Source organism: Nosocomiicoccus ampullae (assembly GCF_001696685.1).
Classification (GTDB): Bacteria; Bacillota; Bacilli; order Staphylococcales; family Salinicoccaceae; genus Nosocomiicoccus; species Nosocomiicoccus ampullae_A.
Genome location: NZ_MBFG01000002.1, coordinates 62,815 through 82,135, shown reverse-complemented (window position 1 = coordinate 82,135; position 19,321 = coordinate 62,815). Strand labels below are relative to the sequence as shown.

Annotated in this window: 16 protein-coding genes and 3 tRNA genes; 16 read left to right on the top strand and 3 right to left on the bottom strand. The window is 38.4% G+C overall.

The window, feature by feature from the left end:
• The first annotated feature begins 1 nt into the window (after position 1).
• The 8 genes from BBS29_RS02165 (at position 2) to BBS29_RS08325 (ending at position 11,402) form a co-directional block, all read left to right on the top strand.
• Positions 2–424, top strand: a complete 423-nt coding sequence (locus BBS29_RS02165) for an FtsB family cell division protein (protein WP_068128629.1) — start codon at positions 2–4, stop codon at positions 422–424.
• 75 nt (positions 425–499) lie between these two features.
• A complete protein-coding gene (locus BBS29_RS02160; protein WP_040928192.1) occupies positions 500–862 on the top strand; it encodes a S1 RNA-binding domain-containing protein in 363 nt (120 codons plus the stop codon).
• A gap of 60 nt (positions 863–922) precedes the next feature.
• Positions 923–2,119, top strand: a complete 1,197-nt coding sequence (gene tilS / locus BBS29_RS02155; RefSeq protein ID WP_084778784.1) for a tRNA lysidine(34) synthetase TilS — start codon at positions 923–925, stop codon at positions 2,117–2,119.
• Entirely contained in the window at positions 2,109–2,651 is a 543-nt protein-coding gene (gene hpt, locus BBS29_RS02150) for a hypoxanthine phosphoribosyltransferase (protein ID WP_068128627.1), read from the top strand. Before tilS ends, hpt begins: the two co-directional genes overlap by 11 nt.
• 72 nt (positions 2,652–2,723) lie before the next feature.
• Complete coding sequence (gene ftsH / locus BBS29_RS02145) at positions 2,724–4,793, top strand: ATP-dependent zinc metalloprotease FtsH (protein ID WP_068128625.1); 2,070 nt, start codon at positions 2,724–2,726, stop codon at positions 4,791–4,793.
• Positions 4,794–4,841: 48 nt separating this feature from the next.
• Positions 4,842–5,711, top strand: coding sequence for an Hsp33 family molecular chaperone HslO (hslO, locus tag BBS29_RS02140; RefSeq protein ID WP_068128624.1), 870 nt, complete (start codon positions 4,842–4,844; stop codon positions 5,709–5,711).
• 729 nt (positions 5,712–6,440) lie between these two features.
• On the top strand, positions 6,441–7,376 hold the full coding sequence (gene cysK / locus BBS29_RS02135; protein WP_068128622.1) for a cysteine synthase A: 936 nt from the start codon (positions 6,441–6,443) through the stop codon (positions 7,374–7,376).
• Positions 7,377–7,637: 261 nt separating this feature from the next.
• Positions 7,638–11,402 carry an SdrD B-like domain-containing protein gene (locus BBS29_RS08325; RefSeq protein WP_068128620.1) on the top strand — a complete coding sequence of 1,255 codons (3,765 nt, stop codon included), beginning with the start codon at positions 7,638–7,640 and terminating at the stop codon, positions 11,400–11,402.
• Positions 11,403–11,463: 61 nt separating this feature from the next.
• Here BBS29_RS08325 and BBS29_RS02125 read toward each other — a convergent pair whose 3' ends face one another.
• Positions 11,464–12,156 carry a YsnF/AvaK domain-containing protein gene (locus BBS29_RS02125; protein WP_068128618.1) on the bottom strand — a complete coding sequence of 231 codons (693 nt, stop codon included), beginning with the start codon at positions 12,154–12,156 and terminating at the stop codon, positions 11,464–11,466.
• A gap of 44 nt (positions 12,157–12,200) precedes the next feature.
• Complete coding sequence (locus tag BBS29_RS02120) at positions 12,201–13,214, bottom strand: zinc-binding alcohol dehydrogenase family protein (RefSeq protein ID WP_068128616.1); 1,014 nt, start codon at positions 13,212–13,214, stop codon at positions 12,201–12,203.
• A 129-nt stretch (positions 13,215–13,343) separates the two neighbouring features.
• Between BBS29_RS02120 and folP the strand changes: the two genes are divergently transcribed.
• The 8 genes from folP (at position 13,344) to BBS29_RS02080 (ending at position 17,852) form a co-directional block, all read left to right on the top strand.
• Positions 13,344–14,141, top strand: coding sequence for a dihydropteroate synthase (folP, locus tag BBS29_RS02115; RefSeq protein WP_306452472.1), 798 nt, complete (start codon positions 13,344–13,346; stop codon positions 14,139–14,141).
• Positions 14,142–14,504 (top strand): dihydroneopterin aldolase, encoded by a 363-nt coding sequence (folB, locus tag BBS29_RS02110; protein WP_068128612.1) that lies wholly within the window; start codon positions 14,142–14,144, stop codon positions 14,502–14,504. It abuts the gene before it with no gap.
• The gene (gene folK / locus BBS29_RS02105; RefSeq protein ID WP_068128611.1) at positions 14,504–14,980 is read left to right on the top strand and encodes a 2-amino-4-hydroxy-6-hydroxymethyldihydropteridine diphosphokinase; all 477 of its coding nucleotides are present in this window, start codon (positions 14,504–14,506) and stop codon (positions 14,978–14,980) included. Before folB ends, folK begins: the two co-directional genes overlap by 1 nt.
• Entirely contained in the window at positions 14,973–15,977 is a 1,005-nt protein-coding gene (gene dusB, locus BBS29_RS08225; protein ID WP_068128609.1) for a tRNA dihydrouridine synthase DusB, read from the top strand. The genes folK and dusB overlap by 8 nt, the downstream gene beginning before the upstream one ends.
• A 12-nt stretch (positions 15,978–15,989) precedes the next feature.
• Positions 15,990–17,483 (top strand): lysine--tRNA ligase, encoded by a 1,494-nt coding sequence (gene lysS, locus BBS29_RS08220; protein ID WP_068128607.1) that lies wholly within the window; start codon positions 15,990–15,992, stop codon positions 17,481–17,483.
• Between the two features lie 109 nt (positions 17,484–17,592).
• Positions 17,593–17,665 (top strand) — tRNA-Val (locus BBS29_RS02090).
• A 29-nt stretch (positions 17,666–17,694) separates the two neighbouring features.
• Positions 17,695–17,766 (top strand) — tRNA-Gly (locus BBS29_RS02085).
• 12 nt (positions 17,767–17,778) lie between these two features.
• Positions 17,779–17,852, top strand: a tRNA-Ile gene (locus BBS29_RS02080).
• Positions 17,853–17,919: 67 nt separating this feature from the next.
• On the opposite strand, the gene BBS29_RS02075 is transcribed toward BBS29_RS02080, so the two are convergent.
• The gene (locus BBS29_RS02075; protein ID WP_068128606.1) at positions 17,920–19,233 is read right to left on the bottom strand and encodes a MurT ligase domain-containing protein; all 1,314 of its coding nucleotides are present in this window, start codon (positions 19,231–19,233) and stop codon (positions 17,920–17,922) included.
• Between the last annotated feature and the right edge of the window lie 88 nt (positions 19,234–19,321).

Genomic DNA, 19,321 nt, shown 5'->3' with positions numbered 1-19,321 from the left:
AATGACGAACAAAATTATTAAAATGCTCAATAAATATACAATCGATTTAGACTCTAAAAAAGAGTCGCTTAAAGGTGAGCGTAAAGTGAGACGCCGTCGTATGATTATTGTGTCGATGCTCGCGTTTGTCTTTATATTTGCATTCATATCTGGCGGCATCAAACAAAAAGTAGAGAATCGCGCGTTAAAAGACGAAGTACGTGAAACAGAACTCGTGTTAGAAGAAAAACAAGAGAAGCGTGCAGAACTTGAACAAGAGATTATTCAACTAAATGATGAAAATTATATTCGTCGTATTGCCCGTGGAGATTTCTTTATGTCTGGTAGCGGAGAACTGATTTTCTCGTTACCAGAATCTAAAAAAGAATCGACTCAAACAGAAACACAAACAAATGAAAACGAAGATTCAGAGTCAAAAGAGTAATAAAAGTGATTATTGTCGCATTTAATGTTATGATAAATAAACATTACTACACTATTCAGGAGGAAATTTAAGTTCATGTCAGTTGAAGTTGGCGAAAAACTCGTCGGAAAAGTCACAGGAGTTAAACCGTTCGGAGCATTTGTTGAATTACCGAATGGAAAGAGTGGTCTCGTACACATTAGTGAGGTTGCAAACAAATTCGTTGAGGATATTAATGATCACCTTAAAGTAAACGATGAAGTCGAAGTAAAAGTATTATCTGTTGGCGACGATGGAAAGATTTCTTTATCTATTAAACAAGCAGAGAAACCAAAAAAGCAACGTAGAGCACAGTCTCCAGAAGACTTTGAAAAGAAACTCTCAAACTTCTTAAAAGATAGTGAAGAGCGTATGAGTTCAATTAAAAGACAAGCGGACGCACGTCGCGGCGGACGTTAATAAATAGAAGTAAAAAGGCTGGAATTTTCTAGCCTTTTTTATCCTTATAGGGTGAAGTGAATGATCAAATTAAACGTCACTTGGACGCCGTCAGACAATATCGCCATAGCGTTATCGGGTGGTATAGACTCGACGGTTTTATATCATTTATTGACAACGCGTTATAGAGATACATATCGAGAGTTATATATATTACACGTTAACCACGGGAGTCGAGAGGCCTCTATCGGTGAAGAACAAGCGTTACGAAAAATGGCGGATAGTGACGGATATGTATTTTTATCGACGACATTAAATTTAGACAAGTTTTCACAGCGAAAAGGGCGAGACTTACGATATGCGTTCTTTTATGACATGTTAAACGAATACGACATCGATTACTGTTTAACGGCGCATCATAAAGATGATGACTTTGAAACGATTATGTTTGAGTTATTAACTGGTCGCCATTTAAAAGGCATTGGTATTCCGTCTCAGTTCGGTAAAGTACTTCGACCGATGATGAGTGTTCGTTTACAAGAAATCGAACAGTATGCACATGAACATCGTCTTGAATATTTTGAAGATCATACAAACGACACGAACGACTATACGAGAAATTATATCCGTCACGAAGTGTTACCAAATATCGAACAGCATGACGAGCTGCATTTAGAAAGTTTGACGCAATTTAAAGAAGATTACAACGAAATGACGCAATATTTTAAACAAGAGGCTGAAAGCTTTCTTAAAGATAAGACTGTTAGCCGAAAGAAGTTTAACGCGTGTAGTCACATATTAAAAGTATATATCTTAAATCGCTGGTTAAACGTCGGCAGAGCGTATAGTGAAGAAATGATTCGGTTGTTACAGAGTGACACGAGTCAATTTGAATTGCCAGTTGGTGAACAAAGTTTCGTCTGTAGTTATGACGATTGCTACGTCATAAGTGACCGAATGTTCGATCTAGAGATGACGATTGATGACGCTGGCACGTACTATTTTAATGGTTATAAAATTACAGTTGATGGTTCGCCGAACTTAACCGTTCGCACGTTTCAACCAGGTGACCGTGTGGCGATACCGAACGTCGGTACTAAAAAAGTGAATCGGCTTTTTATCGACAAAAAAATTAGTCATGAAAAGCGAAAAACGATGCCGATTATTGTCGATGACACCGGTACAATTGTTGCGGTAGGTAATATTTATAATATAATAGAACTATTAAGCAATTTTAAAATAGACTTACATGTTGAGGAGTTATATTATGACGCTTAGAAATGATATTGATGAAATACTTTTTAGCGAAGAAGATATTAAAGAAATTACGAAACGACTTGCTTCTGAGTTAACACGTGATTACGATGGTAAAAATCCGGTTTTTGTGGCGCTATTAAAAGGCTCGATCATGTTTATGGGAGACCTCGTAAAGTACGTCGATACACACTTAGAAATGGACTTTATGGACGTGTCGAGTTACGTCGGAACAAAATCGACAGGAGAAGTAAAGATACTGAAAGACTTATCGACGTCAATTGAAGGGCGTCACGTCGTAATTGTAGAAGATATCGTCGAAACAGGTGCGACTCTTAACTATATCATCGACTTTTTACGTTCTAGAAAAGCTGAGAGTGTTGAAGTTGTTACGCTTTTAGATAAGCCAGTACCTGAACGTAAACTAGAAGTCGACGTTAAATATATCGGTACGACAATTCCTGAAGGATTCGTCGTCGGTTACGGACTAGATTTTAATGAAAACTATCGTAACTTGCCATATATCGGTTTACTAAAACCAGAACTATATAACTAATGCATAACAGTAGATAATATATGTTAATTTTGTTAATATTTCTTTTAGTGTAATAGAAACGGAGGATTACGGATGCCTAAAAATACTGGCCGTAATATATTGCTTTTAGCAATTCTAGCAGTAATATTATTCGGTATATTCCAAAGCTTAAATGGCGGCACTCAAGCAGATAAAGAGCTGCAGTACAAACCATTTATCGAAGCTTTAGAAAATCAAAATATAGAAAAAATGACGATTCAGCCTGAAAATAATGTGTATCTTGTTAAAGGTAAACTAAAAGATCAGGAAGATCATGAATCATTCCATACAGTGATTCCTTATAATGCAACTGGAGATTTAGATTCAATTTTAGAAACAGCTAAGAAAGACAACGACCTTAAATTTAACGTTGAACCAGCAAAAGAACAAAGCCCGTGGACAGGAATGTTATTTACGTTCATACCGCTACTTGTGATTCTATTCTTCTTCTTATTCTTAATGTCTAATGCACAAGGTGGCGGTGGAAACCGCATGATGAACTTCGGTAAAAGTAAGGCGAAGCAATTTGATAACACGAAATCAAAAACACGCTTTACAGATGTTGCCGGAGCAGATGAAGAAAAAGCAGAACTTATCGAGGTTGTGGACTTCTTAAAAGATCACCGCAAATTCGATAAAATGGGTGCGCGTATTCCGAAAGGGGTACTATTAACCGGACCTCCAGGTACAGGTAAAACATTAATTGCACGTGCAGTAGCAGGTGAAGCAGGCGTTCCATTCTTCTCGATTTCAGGTTCTGATTTCGTGGAGATGTTCGTCGGTGTTGGTGCGTCACGTGTACGTGACTTATTCGAACAAGCAAAGAAAAATTCACCATGTATTATCTTTATTGACGAAATCGATGCTGTCGGTCGTCAACGTGGTGCAGGTGTCGGTGGTGGACACGATGAACGTGAACAAACACTCAACCAATTACTCGTAGAAATGGACGGGTTTGCAGGCAACGAAGGTATTATTATGATCGCTGCAACAAACCGTGCAGATATTTTAGACCCGGCATTATTACGTCCTGGTCGTTTTGATAGACAAATTCAAGTCGGATTACCTGACGTAAAAGGCCGTGAAGCTGTACTTAAAGTACACTCACGTAACAAGCCGTTAGACGAAACAGTCGACTTAAAAGCAATCGCACAACGTACGCCTGGATTCTCAGGTGCAGATTTAGAAAACTTACTAAACGAAGCAGCACTTGTTGCGACTCGTGCGGGTAAAAATACGATTGACATGCGAGACGTAGACGAAGCGACAGACCGCGTAATCGCAGGTCCTGCTAAGAAATCTCGCGTTATGAGTGAAAAAGAACGTCGTATCGTTGCGTTCCACGAAGCTGGACATACAGTAATCGGTATGGTGTTAGACGAAGCAGAAACAGTTCACAAAGTTACGATTGTTCCGCGTGGTCAAGCAGGCGGATATGCCGTGATGCTTCCTAAAGAAGATCGCTACTTTATGACAAAACCAGAGCTTCAAGACCGAATCGTTGGATTACTCGGTGGACGTGTTGCAGAAGAAGTTACGTTTGGTGAAGCATCAACAGGTGCACATAACGACTTCCAAAGAACGACAAGTCTCGCTAGAAAAATGGTAATGGAATTTGGTATGAGTGAAAAACTTGGGCCAATCCAATTTGGTGAAACAGGCGGTCAAGTATTCTTAGGTAAAGAAATGGGTCACGAGAAGAGTTACTCAGATAAATTTGCTTATGAAATTGACTTAGAAGTTCAAAAGATTGTTAAAGAAGCGTACGAAAGATGTCACGAAATCTTAACGACGCATCAAGAACAATTAACATTAATTGCGGAAACGTTACTCGTCGAAGAGACGTTAGACCGCGAACAAATAGAAGGGTTATTCCACGACGGAAAATTACCTGAACGTAAGTATGATGATAGTCATCTAGAAGAAGATACTGAAGATGATGAAAAAGTTGGTCATTCATACGAAGAAATCAAAGAAAAGTTACAACGTCATGAAGACGTATCTGATAACGAGGAAGAAGTTTCTCGTCCAGAAATGACAGAAGACGAAGACGTTACAGAAGACGTGGATCCAAAAGGTCCAAACGAACAACGTGACGTACAAGACGATAGAGATAACAAATAACGAAAAGTCGCCTCGAGTTAGGCGACTTTTATTATGGAGGAAATAAACATGGCAGATAAGTTAATACGTGGATTAGGTTTAAACGATGAAGTAAGAATTTTTTCACTAGATACAACAGATACAGTAAATGAAGCTGTAAATCGTCATAAAGCATACCCAACAGCAGCTGCAGCGTTAGGTCGTACAATGACAGCAACTGTAGTATTAGGTGCAATATTAAAAGGAAAAGATAAAGTCACAGTCACAGTAGAAGGTGGCGGACCGATCGGTGCAATCGTGACAGACGCAGATGCGAACGGTCACGTACGTGGATACGTGCAACACCCAGACGTACACTTTGACTTAAACGCTCAAGGGAAACTCGACGTGAGTCGTGCAGTTGGTACGAACGGGTATTTAAGAGTCGCAAAAGATATCGGACTTAAAGACAACTTTGTCGGTTCAGTTGAACTTATTTCAGGAGAACTCGGTGAAGACTTCTCTTATTACTTCTATCACTCAGAACAAGTCCCATCAATCGTTGCACTCGGTGTACTCGTTAATCCAGATAACACTGTCAAAGCAGCAGGTGGACTCGTCATTCAAGTACTACCAGCAGCAAGCGAAGAGACGATTACATGTCTAGAAAAAATCGCGAGCGAGATGCGTCCAATTTCACAAATGATCGACGACAATTTAACACCAGAACAAATCGTCGATGAAGTACTCGGTGACTCTTGGCGTAAACTCGATGAAATGCCAGTAGAATTCGAATGTACATGTAGTAAAGAACGATTCATCAACGCGATTGCATCACTAGAAAAAGACGAAATCAAACAAATGATCGAAGAAGACGGTGGGGCTGAAGCAGTATGTAACTTCTGCCGCAACGATGTTTGGATCGAAAAAGAAGAGCTCGAAGCACTTTTAGAAGAATAAAATTGCCGTGCCGGAGAATATCCGGTTTTGCCTCGAATAGTGCGGGATGAGGTAGTTCATCTACCGCGGTGTGTAATTTGTGTGACGCCCGAAAATACGAACAGATTCGTGTTTCCGGGCGATTTTTTGTGCTGTGCTGTGTTTTAATTTACAAAAATTCTTCGAATCTGTTAGATATATCGAGATAATTAACAAATACTCGGGATTCAGCGCCGTTTTTGTTAGATAAAACAATATATTTAACAAAAAGTGATCGCCACGGGCGAAATATGTTAAATAAAATCAGATATCTAACAATATACGGATATTTTTGTTAAATAAAATTTTGATAAAGAGCGTTATTACACTTTTAAGAACTGAACGGGCCTTCCGTCTCGCTAGCGATGTGGTTATTTAACAGATAATTACTGAATCTGTTAGATATATCGAGATAATTAACAAATTCCCGGGATTCAGCACCGTTTTTGTTAGATAAAAAAATATATTTAACAAAAAGTGATCGCCACGGGCGAAATATGTTAAATAAATCCGGATATCTAACAAAACCCGAAAATTTTTGTTAAATACAACCACGCAAAAGTGTATTATTAAACTTTATAAGATGAAAAATCCAATCCACCAGTAATTTCCAGTAAATCCTACCATAACTAAGCATCACATTTGCAATTCTATCCCTACCGTGTTATATTCATAGTTACTTACTATGAAATAAAAATAGGAGGACATTTTATGTCTAACAAAGTATTTAATAATATTACTGAAACGATTGGTAATACGCCACTCGTAAAGTTAAACAGATTAACAGATGATAATATGGCGGATGTTTACGTCAAACTAGAATTCATGAACCCTGGTTCATCGGTAAAAGATCGTATCGCTTTTGCGATGATTGAAGCTGCTGAAGAAGCAGGAAAATTAACGAAGGATACAACAATTGTAGAGCCAACAAGTGGAAACACTGGAATTGGTCTTGCGATGGTTGCTGCGAGTAAAGGGTACAAAGCAGTTTTAGTGATGCCTGACACGATGAGTAAAGAACGTCGTAATTTACTAAAAGCATACGGAGCAGAATTAGTGCTTACTCCAGGTGCCGAAGGGATGAAAGGCGCAATTGCTAAAGCGAATGAACTTGCTGAAAAAGATGGTTACTTCATGCCACAACAATTCGAAAACCCAGCAAACCCTAAAATCCATGAAAACACAACAGGACCAGAACTTGTAGAACAAGCGAAAAGTGCAGGGTTTACGATCGATGCATTTATTGCGGGTGTTGGAACAGGTGGAACAGTAACTGGTGTTGGACACGTATTAAAAGAGCATAACAGAGACACAAAAGTTTACGCGTTAGAACCTGCAGATTCACCGGTATTATCAGGTGGAGAAGCAAGTCCACACAAATTACAAGGACTCGGTGCAGGATTTGTACCAGACACATTAGACACAGAAATTTATGACGGTGTCGTTACAGTAGAGAATGAAACAGCATTCGAATATGCTAGAAAATTAGCAAAAGAAGAAGGAATACTCGGAGGTATTTCATCTGGAGCAGCAATATATGCAGCACTTGAAGAAGCGAAAAAATTAGGTAAAGGGAAAACGGTTGTAACTGTATTACCATCAAACGGTGAAAGATATCTTTCAACTCCACTATTTGATTTTGAATAATGTAGATTAGCACACTTAAACAAAAGTTTAAGTGTGTTTTTTCATTTTAAATTTACTAAATATCTCATACATATAAAAAAACATAATTTTCAGACAGTATTTTATTGTGACTTATTGTATACTAAATGTAATTTGACATTTAGGGGGGAATGATAGACATCAAGAGAAATTAAGTTATTGTAAAATAAAAGCTCTATTTCAGGGCATGTCGTGGCAATTACAAAAGCACAAACGTACAACAACATATTAAGGAGATAGCCAATGAAAAAAAGACATGATTTTTTACCCAATCGTTTAAACAAGTATTCAATCAGGAAATTTACAGTAGGTGCAGGATCGATTTTAATTGGTTCAATGTTGATGTTTGGTCATAATGCCGAAGCAAGTGAACTCGATAATGAAAACGCAAACAATTTTAACGATGAAAAGGTATCTAACGATTTAGAGTTACATAATGAAGAGTCTCAGGATGTATCATTACCCGAAGAAAATCTAGATCCACTACTTGATGACAGCAACTTAAATGAAGTAGAAGAAGCAGATGTCAATGAAACAGAATACATAGATCAAGAAGAAAATTATAAACGAGATGTTTTAGAAGTTAAAGAAGATGTTGAGCAATTAGAACAACCTGAAGTACAACTAGAAAACAAAATTATTGAAAGCGGTTTTGTAGAGAAAAATCTTCCAGAGGAAACACTACAAGTAGAAGTAAGTCTTGAAGAAGGTCAAGATTTAAAGTCTGAAGATATTCTTAACGCATTGGATTTACCAGAAGGAACGACAGTGAATGAAGATGTCACTGAACTACCAGTTGCGAATGGTTCAAAAGTTACTGTTAAAGTTAAACTTCCAAACGGAACTGAACAAGAAGTTCTCGTCAACGTTAATATCCAAACTTCGCTTCAACGTCCAAATACTGCAACTAACACAGTGAATGATGTCACTAAAAATAATGGTGAAGTTGAAACAGAACAAGTAGACGATAAAGTAACAATTAATAATTTAGAAGCTAAAATTGTAAAAGGTTCAGAATCTGAAAATGCAGATGAATTATCACCTAATAAATTTGACTATCTAGAAATTAGTGGTAACTTTTATGTCGATAATTCAGTGAAAAAAGGTGGACAATTTACATTTGACTGGGGTCAATACTTTAGGCCAGGAGGACTTAATAAAGTCGTGCGTCCACAACATCTTTCATCTTCAAATGGAGAAGTTATAGCATTTGGAGAATATAATGAATTAGAAAACAAAGTTGTGTACACGTTTACAGATTACGTTGAAAGATACAGTAATGTGAGAGGTTTATTAAAGTTTGTCGCTACAGTGAATACTGCACATAAAACTGAGGATGGCCAATCATATCTATTAGACTTAGACTTTGCAGGTGAGAAACTTCAACAAGAAGTCGTAGTAAACTACGGTGTAAAAGAAGCTCTAGCTAAAGATGGTAATATGGAAAATGGCAAAGTAGTCTATAAGTATATCGAGACAGGTGTTCGTTATGTTGAAACTGATAAAAAACAAGTAACATTGACAACATATCTTAATCCACTTGCCAAGTATGACAGACAAAATAGATTGTTTGGGAACGAAGGTCCAGATTTTAAAGTTTATGGAGAAAACATCGACTTAGACAATGTTGTGCTCGAGCTGTATAAATTTAATGATCCTAAAAAATTAAATAAAAGTACAAGATTAGATGCAATTTATCATAACTATACGCCACCGCTAGATGATACAGATAAATTTACAAAAATCGAACTTGTGAAGGGTGTAGACTACATCGTTAAAGATGGTGAAGTCGTTTTATTATCAGATAAAATTCCAGTTCAAAAATATGAACGTTATGTTGTTAACGCAGTAGTATCAGCATCTGATGGCAAAGAATTAAAAGACTTAAAGGTTTTCACAACTCTAGAAGTGAAAGAAAACGATGGAGTCGTTATTGAACCGAATCCAGATGGATTTAAATTTGACGTTTCTCTTGATAATTTAACGCCTGAAGCAGTCGGTGAAGGTGAAGAGCCTCAAGTACTCGAGGTATTTACAGTGAAATCTTCTGTTTGGTTAGATAGAAACAGAAATGGTCGTAAAAATCCAGGTGAACCAGGCCTTGAGGGTGTGAAAGTTACATTATCATCAGAAAATGGTGTGATGGAAACTGTAACAGATTCTAACGGTAATTATGTCTTTGAAAACGTTGCGAATGGTACGTATACGTTAACATTTGAAAACCCAGATGGTGACAAATACGAATTATCCCGTCCAGGTGTAGTGGACTTTGTGAATACTGTAGTTGTTGATGGAAAAGATGTTCTAAATCTAGGTTTACCATTATATGCTGAAGAAGAAAGATTCACAATTGGTAGTAATGTATGGTTAGATGCAAATAACAATGGCCAAAAAGATGCAGATGAAGAAGGACTTGCAGGTATCCAAGTACTTCTAAAAGATGCGAGTGGTCGCACAGTTCAAACGACTGTAACAGATTCAGATGGTCAGTATGGATTTTATGATCTATACGAAGGAGAGTATACTGTTGAGTTTATTGTCCCTGAAAAATTCACTTTATTAGAAAATGAATCTTCTAAAAAAGTAGTGACATTAAAAGGTGAGGATAACTTAAGTGTCGATTTAGGGTTAGTCCAAGTTGTTGAGGAAGTTAAGCCTGTATATAGCTTCTCTGAAGAAATCTTAGACTTCAATGTGGTTGCTCGTGAAAACAAGGAACTTAAAGAAGGAACAGTCGTATTAGTAACAGAAGGTAAAGAAGGACGCGTTAGAGTACTTTATGAAGTAGATCCAAATGTATCTCCAGACTTTACAGGGGATAACCATGAAGAGTTCCTAAATAATTACTTTAAAGAAGTTTCTCGACAAGTTCTTAAAGAAGCTGTTGATGCGTTAATTGAATACAATTTACCAGGTGTAGAGAAAGTTGAAGTAAATGAAAATGAAGATGGTACTTACCAACTTGTTGCTGAATATGCTGATGGAGAACCATTATCATTAACGGTTGATAACAGAAAGCCAGGACCAAAAGGTGACTCACTCCGTGTTAAGCATGAGCCAGTAGAACGTGATGGAAGAACGGGCACATTAGTAACAGTGTGGCTCGAAGATCATTTAGGTAATGTCGTTGAAGGTAGTGTCGAAGAGTTATTTATACCGGACGGTAAAGACGGTAAAGACGGAAAAGACGGAAAAGACGGCAAAGACGGCCAAGACGGTAAAGACGGAAAAGACGGAAAAGACGGTAAAGATGGCAAGGACGGCCAAGACGGTAAAGATGGCCAAGACGGTAAAGATGGTAAAGACGGTAAAGATGGCAAGGACGGTAAGGACGGTAATGACGGCCAGGACGGTAAGGACGGCCAAGACGGTAAAGACGGCAAGGACGGTAAGGATGGCCAAGACGGTAAAGATGGCAAGGACGGGCAAGACGGCCTAGATGGTCAAGACGGTAAAGATGGCCTAGATGGTAAAGATGGTAAGGACGGTCAAGACGGAAAAGATGGCCAAGACGGTAAAGATGGCAAGGACGGTCAAGACGGTAAAGATGGCAAGGACGGTAAGGACGGCAAAGACGGCCAAGACGGTAAAGACGGCAAAGACGGAAAAGATGGTAAAGATGGCAAAGACGGTAAGGGCGGCCTAGTCGTTGAAACGTCGGAAGTATCAGATGCTAATGAGTCAGAAGGCAACACAGTTGTTGAAGATTCAGAGGGGTCAAATGATAACGTGTCAGAAGACGACAAAGTGGTTGAAGATTCAGAGGAATCTGATCAAGTTGAAGATGAAGAAGAGGCTTCTGTTGAATCTGAAGACACTGATTTAAGTGACGACAACCAGTCTGACGTTGCTAAATTAAAATCAGCTAAATATTTACCTAAAGTACAGAAGAATAGTGTTTTACCTAACACTGGTGAGGCTAATGATAGTAATGCATTAAGTGCTACTGCAGTTCTGTTAATTGGTACTTCAATGCTTGCAGGAACTAGAAGACGTAAAGAGGACTAAAGGTTAATCTTTAGATATAAAAATAACCCAGTAGCTCAAATTGCTACTGGGTTTTTTGTGCTTATTTTTCTCTCTCTGTTACATTTAAATTATCACCAGTCTTATCGACTTCAATGTCATCGTATTGGACGGTGTCTTTAATATGTTTTACTTCTTCTGTAACTTCTTTTCGAATAACAATTTCTTCGGAAACGACTTGCTCTTTAATAATACGAATACGCTCTCGAGTCACTGGTATACGCGTAACGTTGATGTCGTCAGTGTCTTCAGCGTTATTGTATTCTGATAATAACGGCTCTTCTTCAAACTTATGACGTTCGATAGTGACGGAATCTTTTTGAATCGGTACATCGACTTCTTCTTCACGTGTTTTTACACGTTTTCTAACATTTACTTCGCCTGCGTCAACAGTATGTTTATTCGCGACGAGTTGTTCTTCATGTAGTTCAAATTTTCCAGGTGCTTCTTGTTTATTTTTATCATCTTCATTAAAGATGAATAACAAATACTCGCCTTGATCGAGTGAATTTGAAACCTCGATGAGTTCTTCATCGGTAAAATCTTTAAAAACAGAAGCATCTGTTGTTTCATCGGTGATAATCGCTTCGTTTAGTCCACTATATTTGTGTAAAAGTTCGGGAACTGGGTGAGCGGTAAATACAGTTAATTCATTCGGTTCATATCCACGCGTGACATAAGCGTTAATTTTTTTATCTAATTCAGTTATATTTTGTGCTTGAGTAAATTGTGACATAGTAATCACTCCAAATTTATAATTTTTTAAACATGCTTATACTCTTACTCTTCAACTTCTATAACGAGTTTTCCATGAACTTCGTGGTTTTCTAATTTTTCGTGTGCTTTATAGATATTGTCGGCAGTCAGTCCTTTCATGACTTCTGTGACAGTCGGTTTATAAACGCCTTCGCTAATAAGATGACTAATTTCACTTAAGTATCTATGGTACTGATACTGATCATCAAGATCTTGTAGTGCTCTTGTAAACATAAATTCATGTGTAAATGTAATGCTTTTTGCTTTTAAGAGGTTTAAGTCTTGTTTTTCATTAAATGCGACAATTGTTGCGATGTGACCGCGTGGTTTTACGAGGTCAATCATCACTTCGTAATATAAATCTGTGTCAAATGTACAAAATACGTAGTCGACGTTTTCGATATTATGAGATTTAAATTCATCACGTAAATCGTTCTTATGATTTAACACGATGTCAGCACCGAGTGATTTTGACCATTCTTTTGTTTCACTTTTTGATGCGGTCGTAATCACTTTGAGGCCATAGTGTTTCGCAATGTGTGTCGCCATACTTCCAACGCCACCTGCACCGTTAATAATAAGAATGGATTTACCTTTATTGTCTTCCTTATTTTTACTAATATTAAACACTTCAAAGAGTGTTTCTGACGCAGTAAGACTAGTGAGTGGAAAGCCTGCCGCTTCATTAAGCGATACGTTTTTAGGTGCATGCGAGATATACGCTTCATGTATCACTTGGTGTGTTGCGTTCGAGCCGTCGACATCTGCACGACCGGAGTAAAAAACGACGTCTCCTTTTTTATAGCTCGTTACTTCACTTCCAATATCTTCAACAACACCTACCGCATCGTACCCGAGTATTCTCGGTGGGTGTTTAATTTCAGTTTGACGTGTTTTTGTGTCGACCGGATTCATACCAATCGATTTTACTTTAACAAATACGTCTTTATCGTTTAGTTTTGGTTTTTCGAAATTATTTTTGTAAAACTTATTTCCTTCACTTAGTTTAAATGGTTCATCTGCAGCAATCCCATACATGTTTAACGCCTCCAATTTAATAGTTAATATATGAATACCCTTACTTATATTATAGAAAACAGCTCGGGAATTTATAAGTTAAAAAGACGATGGAAAAATGGTATAATACTTGTATTCTATGTATCGAGGATGATAACAGTGAAGCGACTACAAATTATGGGGATATTAAATGTGACACCGGACTCTTTCAGTGATGGTGGAGAATTTCATCAGCTTGACAATGCGGTCGAGCATGCAAAACAAATGGTAAAAGATGGTGCTGATATTATCGACGTCGGTGGCTATTCAACACGTCCTGGAGGATATACGCCGATTTCTATAGAAGAAGAAATACGTCGCGTCGTCCCAGTCGTTGAAGCGATTCACGAATTAAATTTAGGTGTCGATATTTCAGTCGACACGTTTCGTAGTGAAGTCGCAAAAGCGAGTATTGAAGCAGGGGCTACAATTATTAACGACCAGTGGCGTGGAACGTACGATGAAAAGATCTTAGAAGTCGTCAGCGAATATAACGTGCCGATTATTTTAATGCACAATAACGAACATGGTAAATACGACGACGTCGTCGAAGCTATGATTGCCGAGCTAAAAGAAAGTGTCGAACTTTGTAAGAAGTATAACATCAAAGATGAAAACATCTGGTTAGATCCAGGCGTTGGATTTGTAAAATCACGAGACGAAGAAATTAAAGTGATGAAAAACTTACACAAACTCGTCGATTTAGGCTATAAAGTTCTACTCGGAACGAGTCGTAAACGAATGATTAAAGAACTTATCGAAGACGATAGAGGACCAAAAGACCGCGATGCGGGTACTGCAGCAACAACTGTTATCGGTATAAATCACGGTGTAGACGCGGTACGCGTTCACAATGTAAAAATGAATCGCGATATTAGTGACGTTTATATGAAGTTAAGAGGGAATTAAATGGATATTATAAGAGTAAATGGCATTCGACTTTATGCTTATCACGGAGTGTTACAAGCTGAAAGAGATATCGGGCAGTACTTTATCGTCGATGTGTCGCTATATATAGACTTAACAGAAGCTTGCGTTTCTGATGACGTGAACGACACGATTAACTACGCAGAAGTGTACGAAACTGTTGAAGCAATCATTCAGGGCCCACCAGTGAACTTACTCGAGCATCTAGGACATAAAATAATAGAGAAACTAACAAATGACTATCCAGTTGTGAAGAAAATCGAGGTTACAATCACAAAACCGAGTCCACCAATCGATGGCAACTACAAAGATGTGAGTGTGACGTTAAATAGAGAGGTTAAATAATGAAAGCTAAAGCGTATCTCGGACTAGGCGCAAACATTGGAGAGCGCCTTGAAAACTTAAATCGAGCGATTCAATTACTAGATAGTGGAAAAGATTGTGATGTCACGAAACAATCATCTATATATGAGACTGCACCGTATGGTAAAACTGATCAACCAGATTTTTTAAATATGGTTGTTGAAGTTGAAACAGACCTTGAACCGATCGAGCTACTAGAGTTTTGTTTATATGTAGAGAGTCAACTCGGTCGCGTACGTGAAGAAGTATGGGGACCTCGAGTGATTGATATCGATGTACTCATGTATGAAGATTTAGAAATCGACATCGATAATTTAATCGTCCCACACGAAGAAATGCATCTACGCAAGTTCGTGTTAGAACCGTTCAACGAAATCGCACCGAATGCAGTACATCCGACATTTAATAAAACTGTCAAAGAGCTGTTAGAAGAACTAAACGGTGATACGGATGTTTAAAATTGGGAATGTAGAAATCCCAAACCGCGTTGTACTTGCGCCAATGGCAGGGATTTCCAACGTCGCGTTTAGAAAGACAGTCAAAGAGTTTGGTGCTGGAATGGTATGTGCTGAAATGATCAGCGACAAAGCACTGATCACTAACAATAAACGCACGTTAAAAATGCTCGAGGTGGACGAGACCGAGCACCCAATGTCACTTCAAATATTCGGTGGTGAAAAAGAGACTTTAGTTGAAGCGGCAAAATATGTCGACAAACATACGAACGCTGATATTATAGATATTAATATGGGATGCCCAGTGAATAAGGTCATCCGCTGTGAAGCAGGTGCGAGGTGGTTACTCGATCCAGATAAGATATACGAAATGGTAAGTGCTGTTGTAGAAGCGGTTGAAAAGCCTGTCACTTGTAAAATGCGTATCGGTTGGGATGAAGAACACATCTACGCAGTTGAAAATGCGAAAGCCGCTGAACGAGCGGGCGCTGCTGCAATCGCAATTCACGGACGTACACGCGTACAAATGTACGAAGGAAAAGCGAACTGGGACGTCATTCGACAAGTAAAAGAAGCGGTGAACATACCAGTAATTGGTAATGGAGACGTTACAACTCCAGAACTCGCTAAAAAGATGCTCGACGAAACAGGTGTTGATGCTGTGATGATTGGCCGTGCCGCACAAGGGAATCCTTGGATTATATACAGAACCGTTCATTATTTAGAAACTGGTGAATTACTCGATGAACCGAGTTTAGATGAGAAAATCGACGTACTCACACTACATATGGATCGTTTAATCGACTTAAAAGGTGAGAAAACTGCTATTATGGAAATGAGGAAACATGCGTCGTGGTATTTGCGAAACGTTAAAGGTGGCGGACAAGTTCGCAGGCAAATTAATACTGTGGAAACACGAAGAGATCTCATTCAACTTTTAACACAATTTAAACGAGACATGGAATTACGTGACAATAAACAATCAGAAATACTTGTATAAGGAGACATATCAATGAGTGAAGAAATTAACGACCAAATTGAAGTTCGTCTAAATAAAATGAACGAACTTCGTGAAAAAGGACTCGACCCATTTGGACAAAAATTTATTGTAGATGCTACGTCTAAAGAATTAGTTGAAAATTGGGACGAGTTTTCTAAAGAAGAATTAGCAGAAAAAGAAACAGAGTCTAAAGTGCGTATCGCAGGGCGCGTGATGACAAAACGTGGTAAAGGTAAAGCAGGATTTGCGCACATTCAAGATATCGATGGACAAATTCAAATTTACGTGCGTAAAGACCAAATTGGTGAAGACGCGTTCGACGTTTGGAATCAAACAGACTTAGGTGATATCGTCGGTGTTGAAGGTGTTATGTTTAAGACAAACACGGGTGAATTATCTGTAAAAGCGACGGAGTATGTACATTTATCTAAAGCATTACGTCCATTACCAGACAAACACCACGGACTGAAAGACGTTGAAGAGCGTTATAGAAAACGTTACTTAGATTTACTGACAAACGAAGAGTCTAAAGTGCGTTTCATTTTACGTAGTAAAATCATTACCGAGATCAGAAAATATTTAGACGGTGAAGGCTTCTTAGAAGTTGAAACACCGATGATGCATGCGATCGCTGGTGGTGCGCAGGCACGTCCGTTTATTACGCACCATAATGCATTAGACGTTGATTTATATATGCGTATTGCGTTAGAACTTCACTTAAAACGTCTCGTCGTTGGAGGGCTCGACAAAGTGTACGAAATCGGTCGTGTATTCCGTAACGAAGGGGTATCAACGCGTCATAACCCTGAGTTTACGATGCTTGAATTATACGAAGCATACGCAGACTACGAAGATATTATGGACTTAACTGAAAACTTAGTCGCACACGTAGCGAAAGAAGTACTCGGTTCTTCAGTCGTAGAATACGAAGGAGAAGAAATCGATCTTTCACCAGGTTGGCGCAGAGTCCACATGGCTGAAATTGTTAAAGAGTATACAGGTGTAGACTTCTTTGAACAAATGTCAGACGAAGAAGCACTCGCGCTTGCAAAAGAGCACGGTGTTGAAGTCGATAAATTCCATAGTACGTTTGGTCACGTATTAAACGAATTCTTTGAACAAAAAGTAGAAGAACACCTACATCAACCAACATTTGTTTACGGTCACCCAGTAGAAGTGTCACCGTTATCTAAGAAAAACCCAGAAGATGAAAGATTCACTGACCGCTTCGAGTTATTTATCGTCGGACGTGAACACGCGAACGCGTTCACAGAGTTAAACGATCCAATCGATCAAAGAGAAAGATTCCAAATGCAAGTCGACGAAGCGAAAAGCGGGAACGATGAAGCACATGAAATGGATGAAGACTTCATCGAAGCATTAGAATATGGACTCCCACCAACAGGTGGTTTAGGAATAGGAATCGATCGTCTCGTAATGCTGTTAACGAACGCATCATCGATTCGCGACGTTCTATTATTCCCTTATATGAGACAGAGTAAGTAATTAGGAAACATCCGCCGATAATTATCGGTGGATGTTCTCTTTATAGCTATTTATAAAAAACACTTGACGATTATTAAAATTCATTGTAATATGTATAGTGTTGTGTCATGGAGGATTAGCTCAGTTGGGAGAGCACTTGCTCGACAAGCAAGGGGTCGGTGGTTCGAGCCCGCCATTCTCCATTTTTTTTAATTTTAAAAGTAAATCATCTGCGGAAGTAGTTCAGTGGTAGAACACCACCTTGCCAAGGTGGGGGTCGCGGGTTCGAATCCCGTCTTCCGCTTTTTACTTTCTAGGGCCTATAGCTCAGTTGGTTAGAGCGCACGCCTGATAAGCGTGAGGTCGGTAGTTCGAATCTACCTAGGCCCATCGTTCGACAGTCGGTAACGGCTGTCTTTTTTATGCAAAAAAACCGTTCGTAATGAACGGTTTTGTGCTAGATGATTTTTTTATCTTTTAATACTTTTCTAAACTCAAGCATTGCAGTATAACTCGCGATAATTTGAATGTTATCTGTACTCGCGTGCTTTAAATCTTCGACGATTTTTTCTAGATTGTCATACTCTTTAATTATGTGAGGGTTAAAACCTGCTTCAACTAAACGTTCAGTCATAACTTCTTTACTTATCCCACCAGTTTTAATTGTCGTAATGTTTTGACTAAGTAATGATTCGAAGTTACCATCACGTAACCAACTCACATCTACCCCGTCCGCAGGACGGTTGTTTAAGAGCGCAACGAGTGTCATTGGCTCTTCAACTGCTTCGATTAGAGTTAGGACTTGGTTTAAACCGACAGGGTTTTTAACAACGTTTAATGTTGCTGTGTGACCGTATATATTAATGCGTTCTTGTCGGCCAAATACACGTTCTGTCTCAAGTAGCGCAGATTTAATATCCTCGTTATTAATATCATATTCTTTAGCGACACTATACGCAGCAAGTGCGTTATAGATGTTGTATAAACCAGCGACTGGGATTTTAAACGTCGCATCGTCCATACGAAACGTAGATGACTCTTCTGAAAGCTTTATAATATCTGTGACTTTGTAGTCGAGTATTGGTCGCTTAAAATTACCTGATTTACAGTAATAGTTTCCTTGTCTAGAGTACGTATATGTTTTATAAGATAGTGTGCCACCACATTTCGGGCAATGATGCTGAGATTTTGGTGGGTGAACAGGTGTATCTACACCGAAAAATTTTCGTTCGTTCGGTAACTCTACCGTATTAAATAACGGTAAATCTCCGTTTTGTAACAGTATCGCATCCGGTACTTTTTTAGCAGCGTTTACGAGTAACTCATATGTTTTCGTAACGTCACCATAGCGATCTGCTTGGTCTAAAAATAGATTTGTATGGATTATGTACTTTGGGTTTAAGTCTTCAACGACTTTATTTAGAGTTCCTTCATCGACTTCTAAAATAGCAAATTTCTTTTCATCTGTACGATTTTTATGTTCGATGAAAGCACCAGCTATCCCTTGAACCATATTACTGCCTTGTATGTTAGACACGATCGTATTATATTTTTTCTTAAAAATGTTTGTGATTAAACGTGTCGTCAATGTCTTTCCATTCGTTCCAGTAATGATGATAACGTCATAATGTTGTGAGATATCTTTAATTATATTTGGAGAGATTTTAAGTGCTATTTTACCTGGGAGGCTAGAACCACCACCAGTAAATGTTGTAAGGAGTCGCTTCGTTATGCGACCTGTTAATAAAGCGAATGTTGTTCTAATAGACATTGAGATTTCCCCTTAAAATTAGTATGTATTATTATATCATTTTCAAATAAAATAAATAAATAAATTTGAATTTTTTAAAAGACGTGCT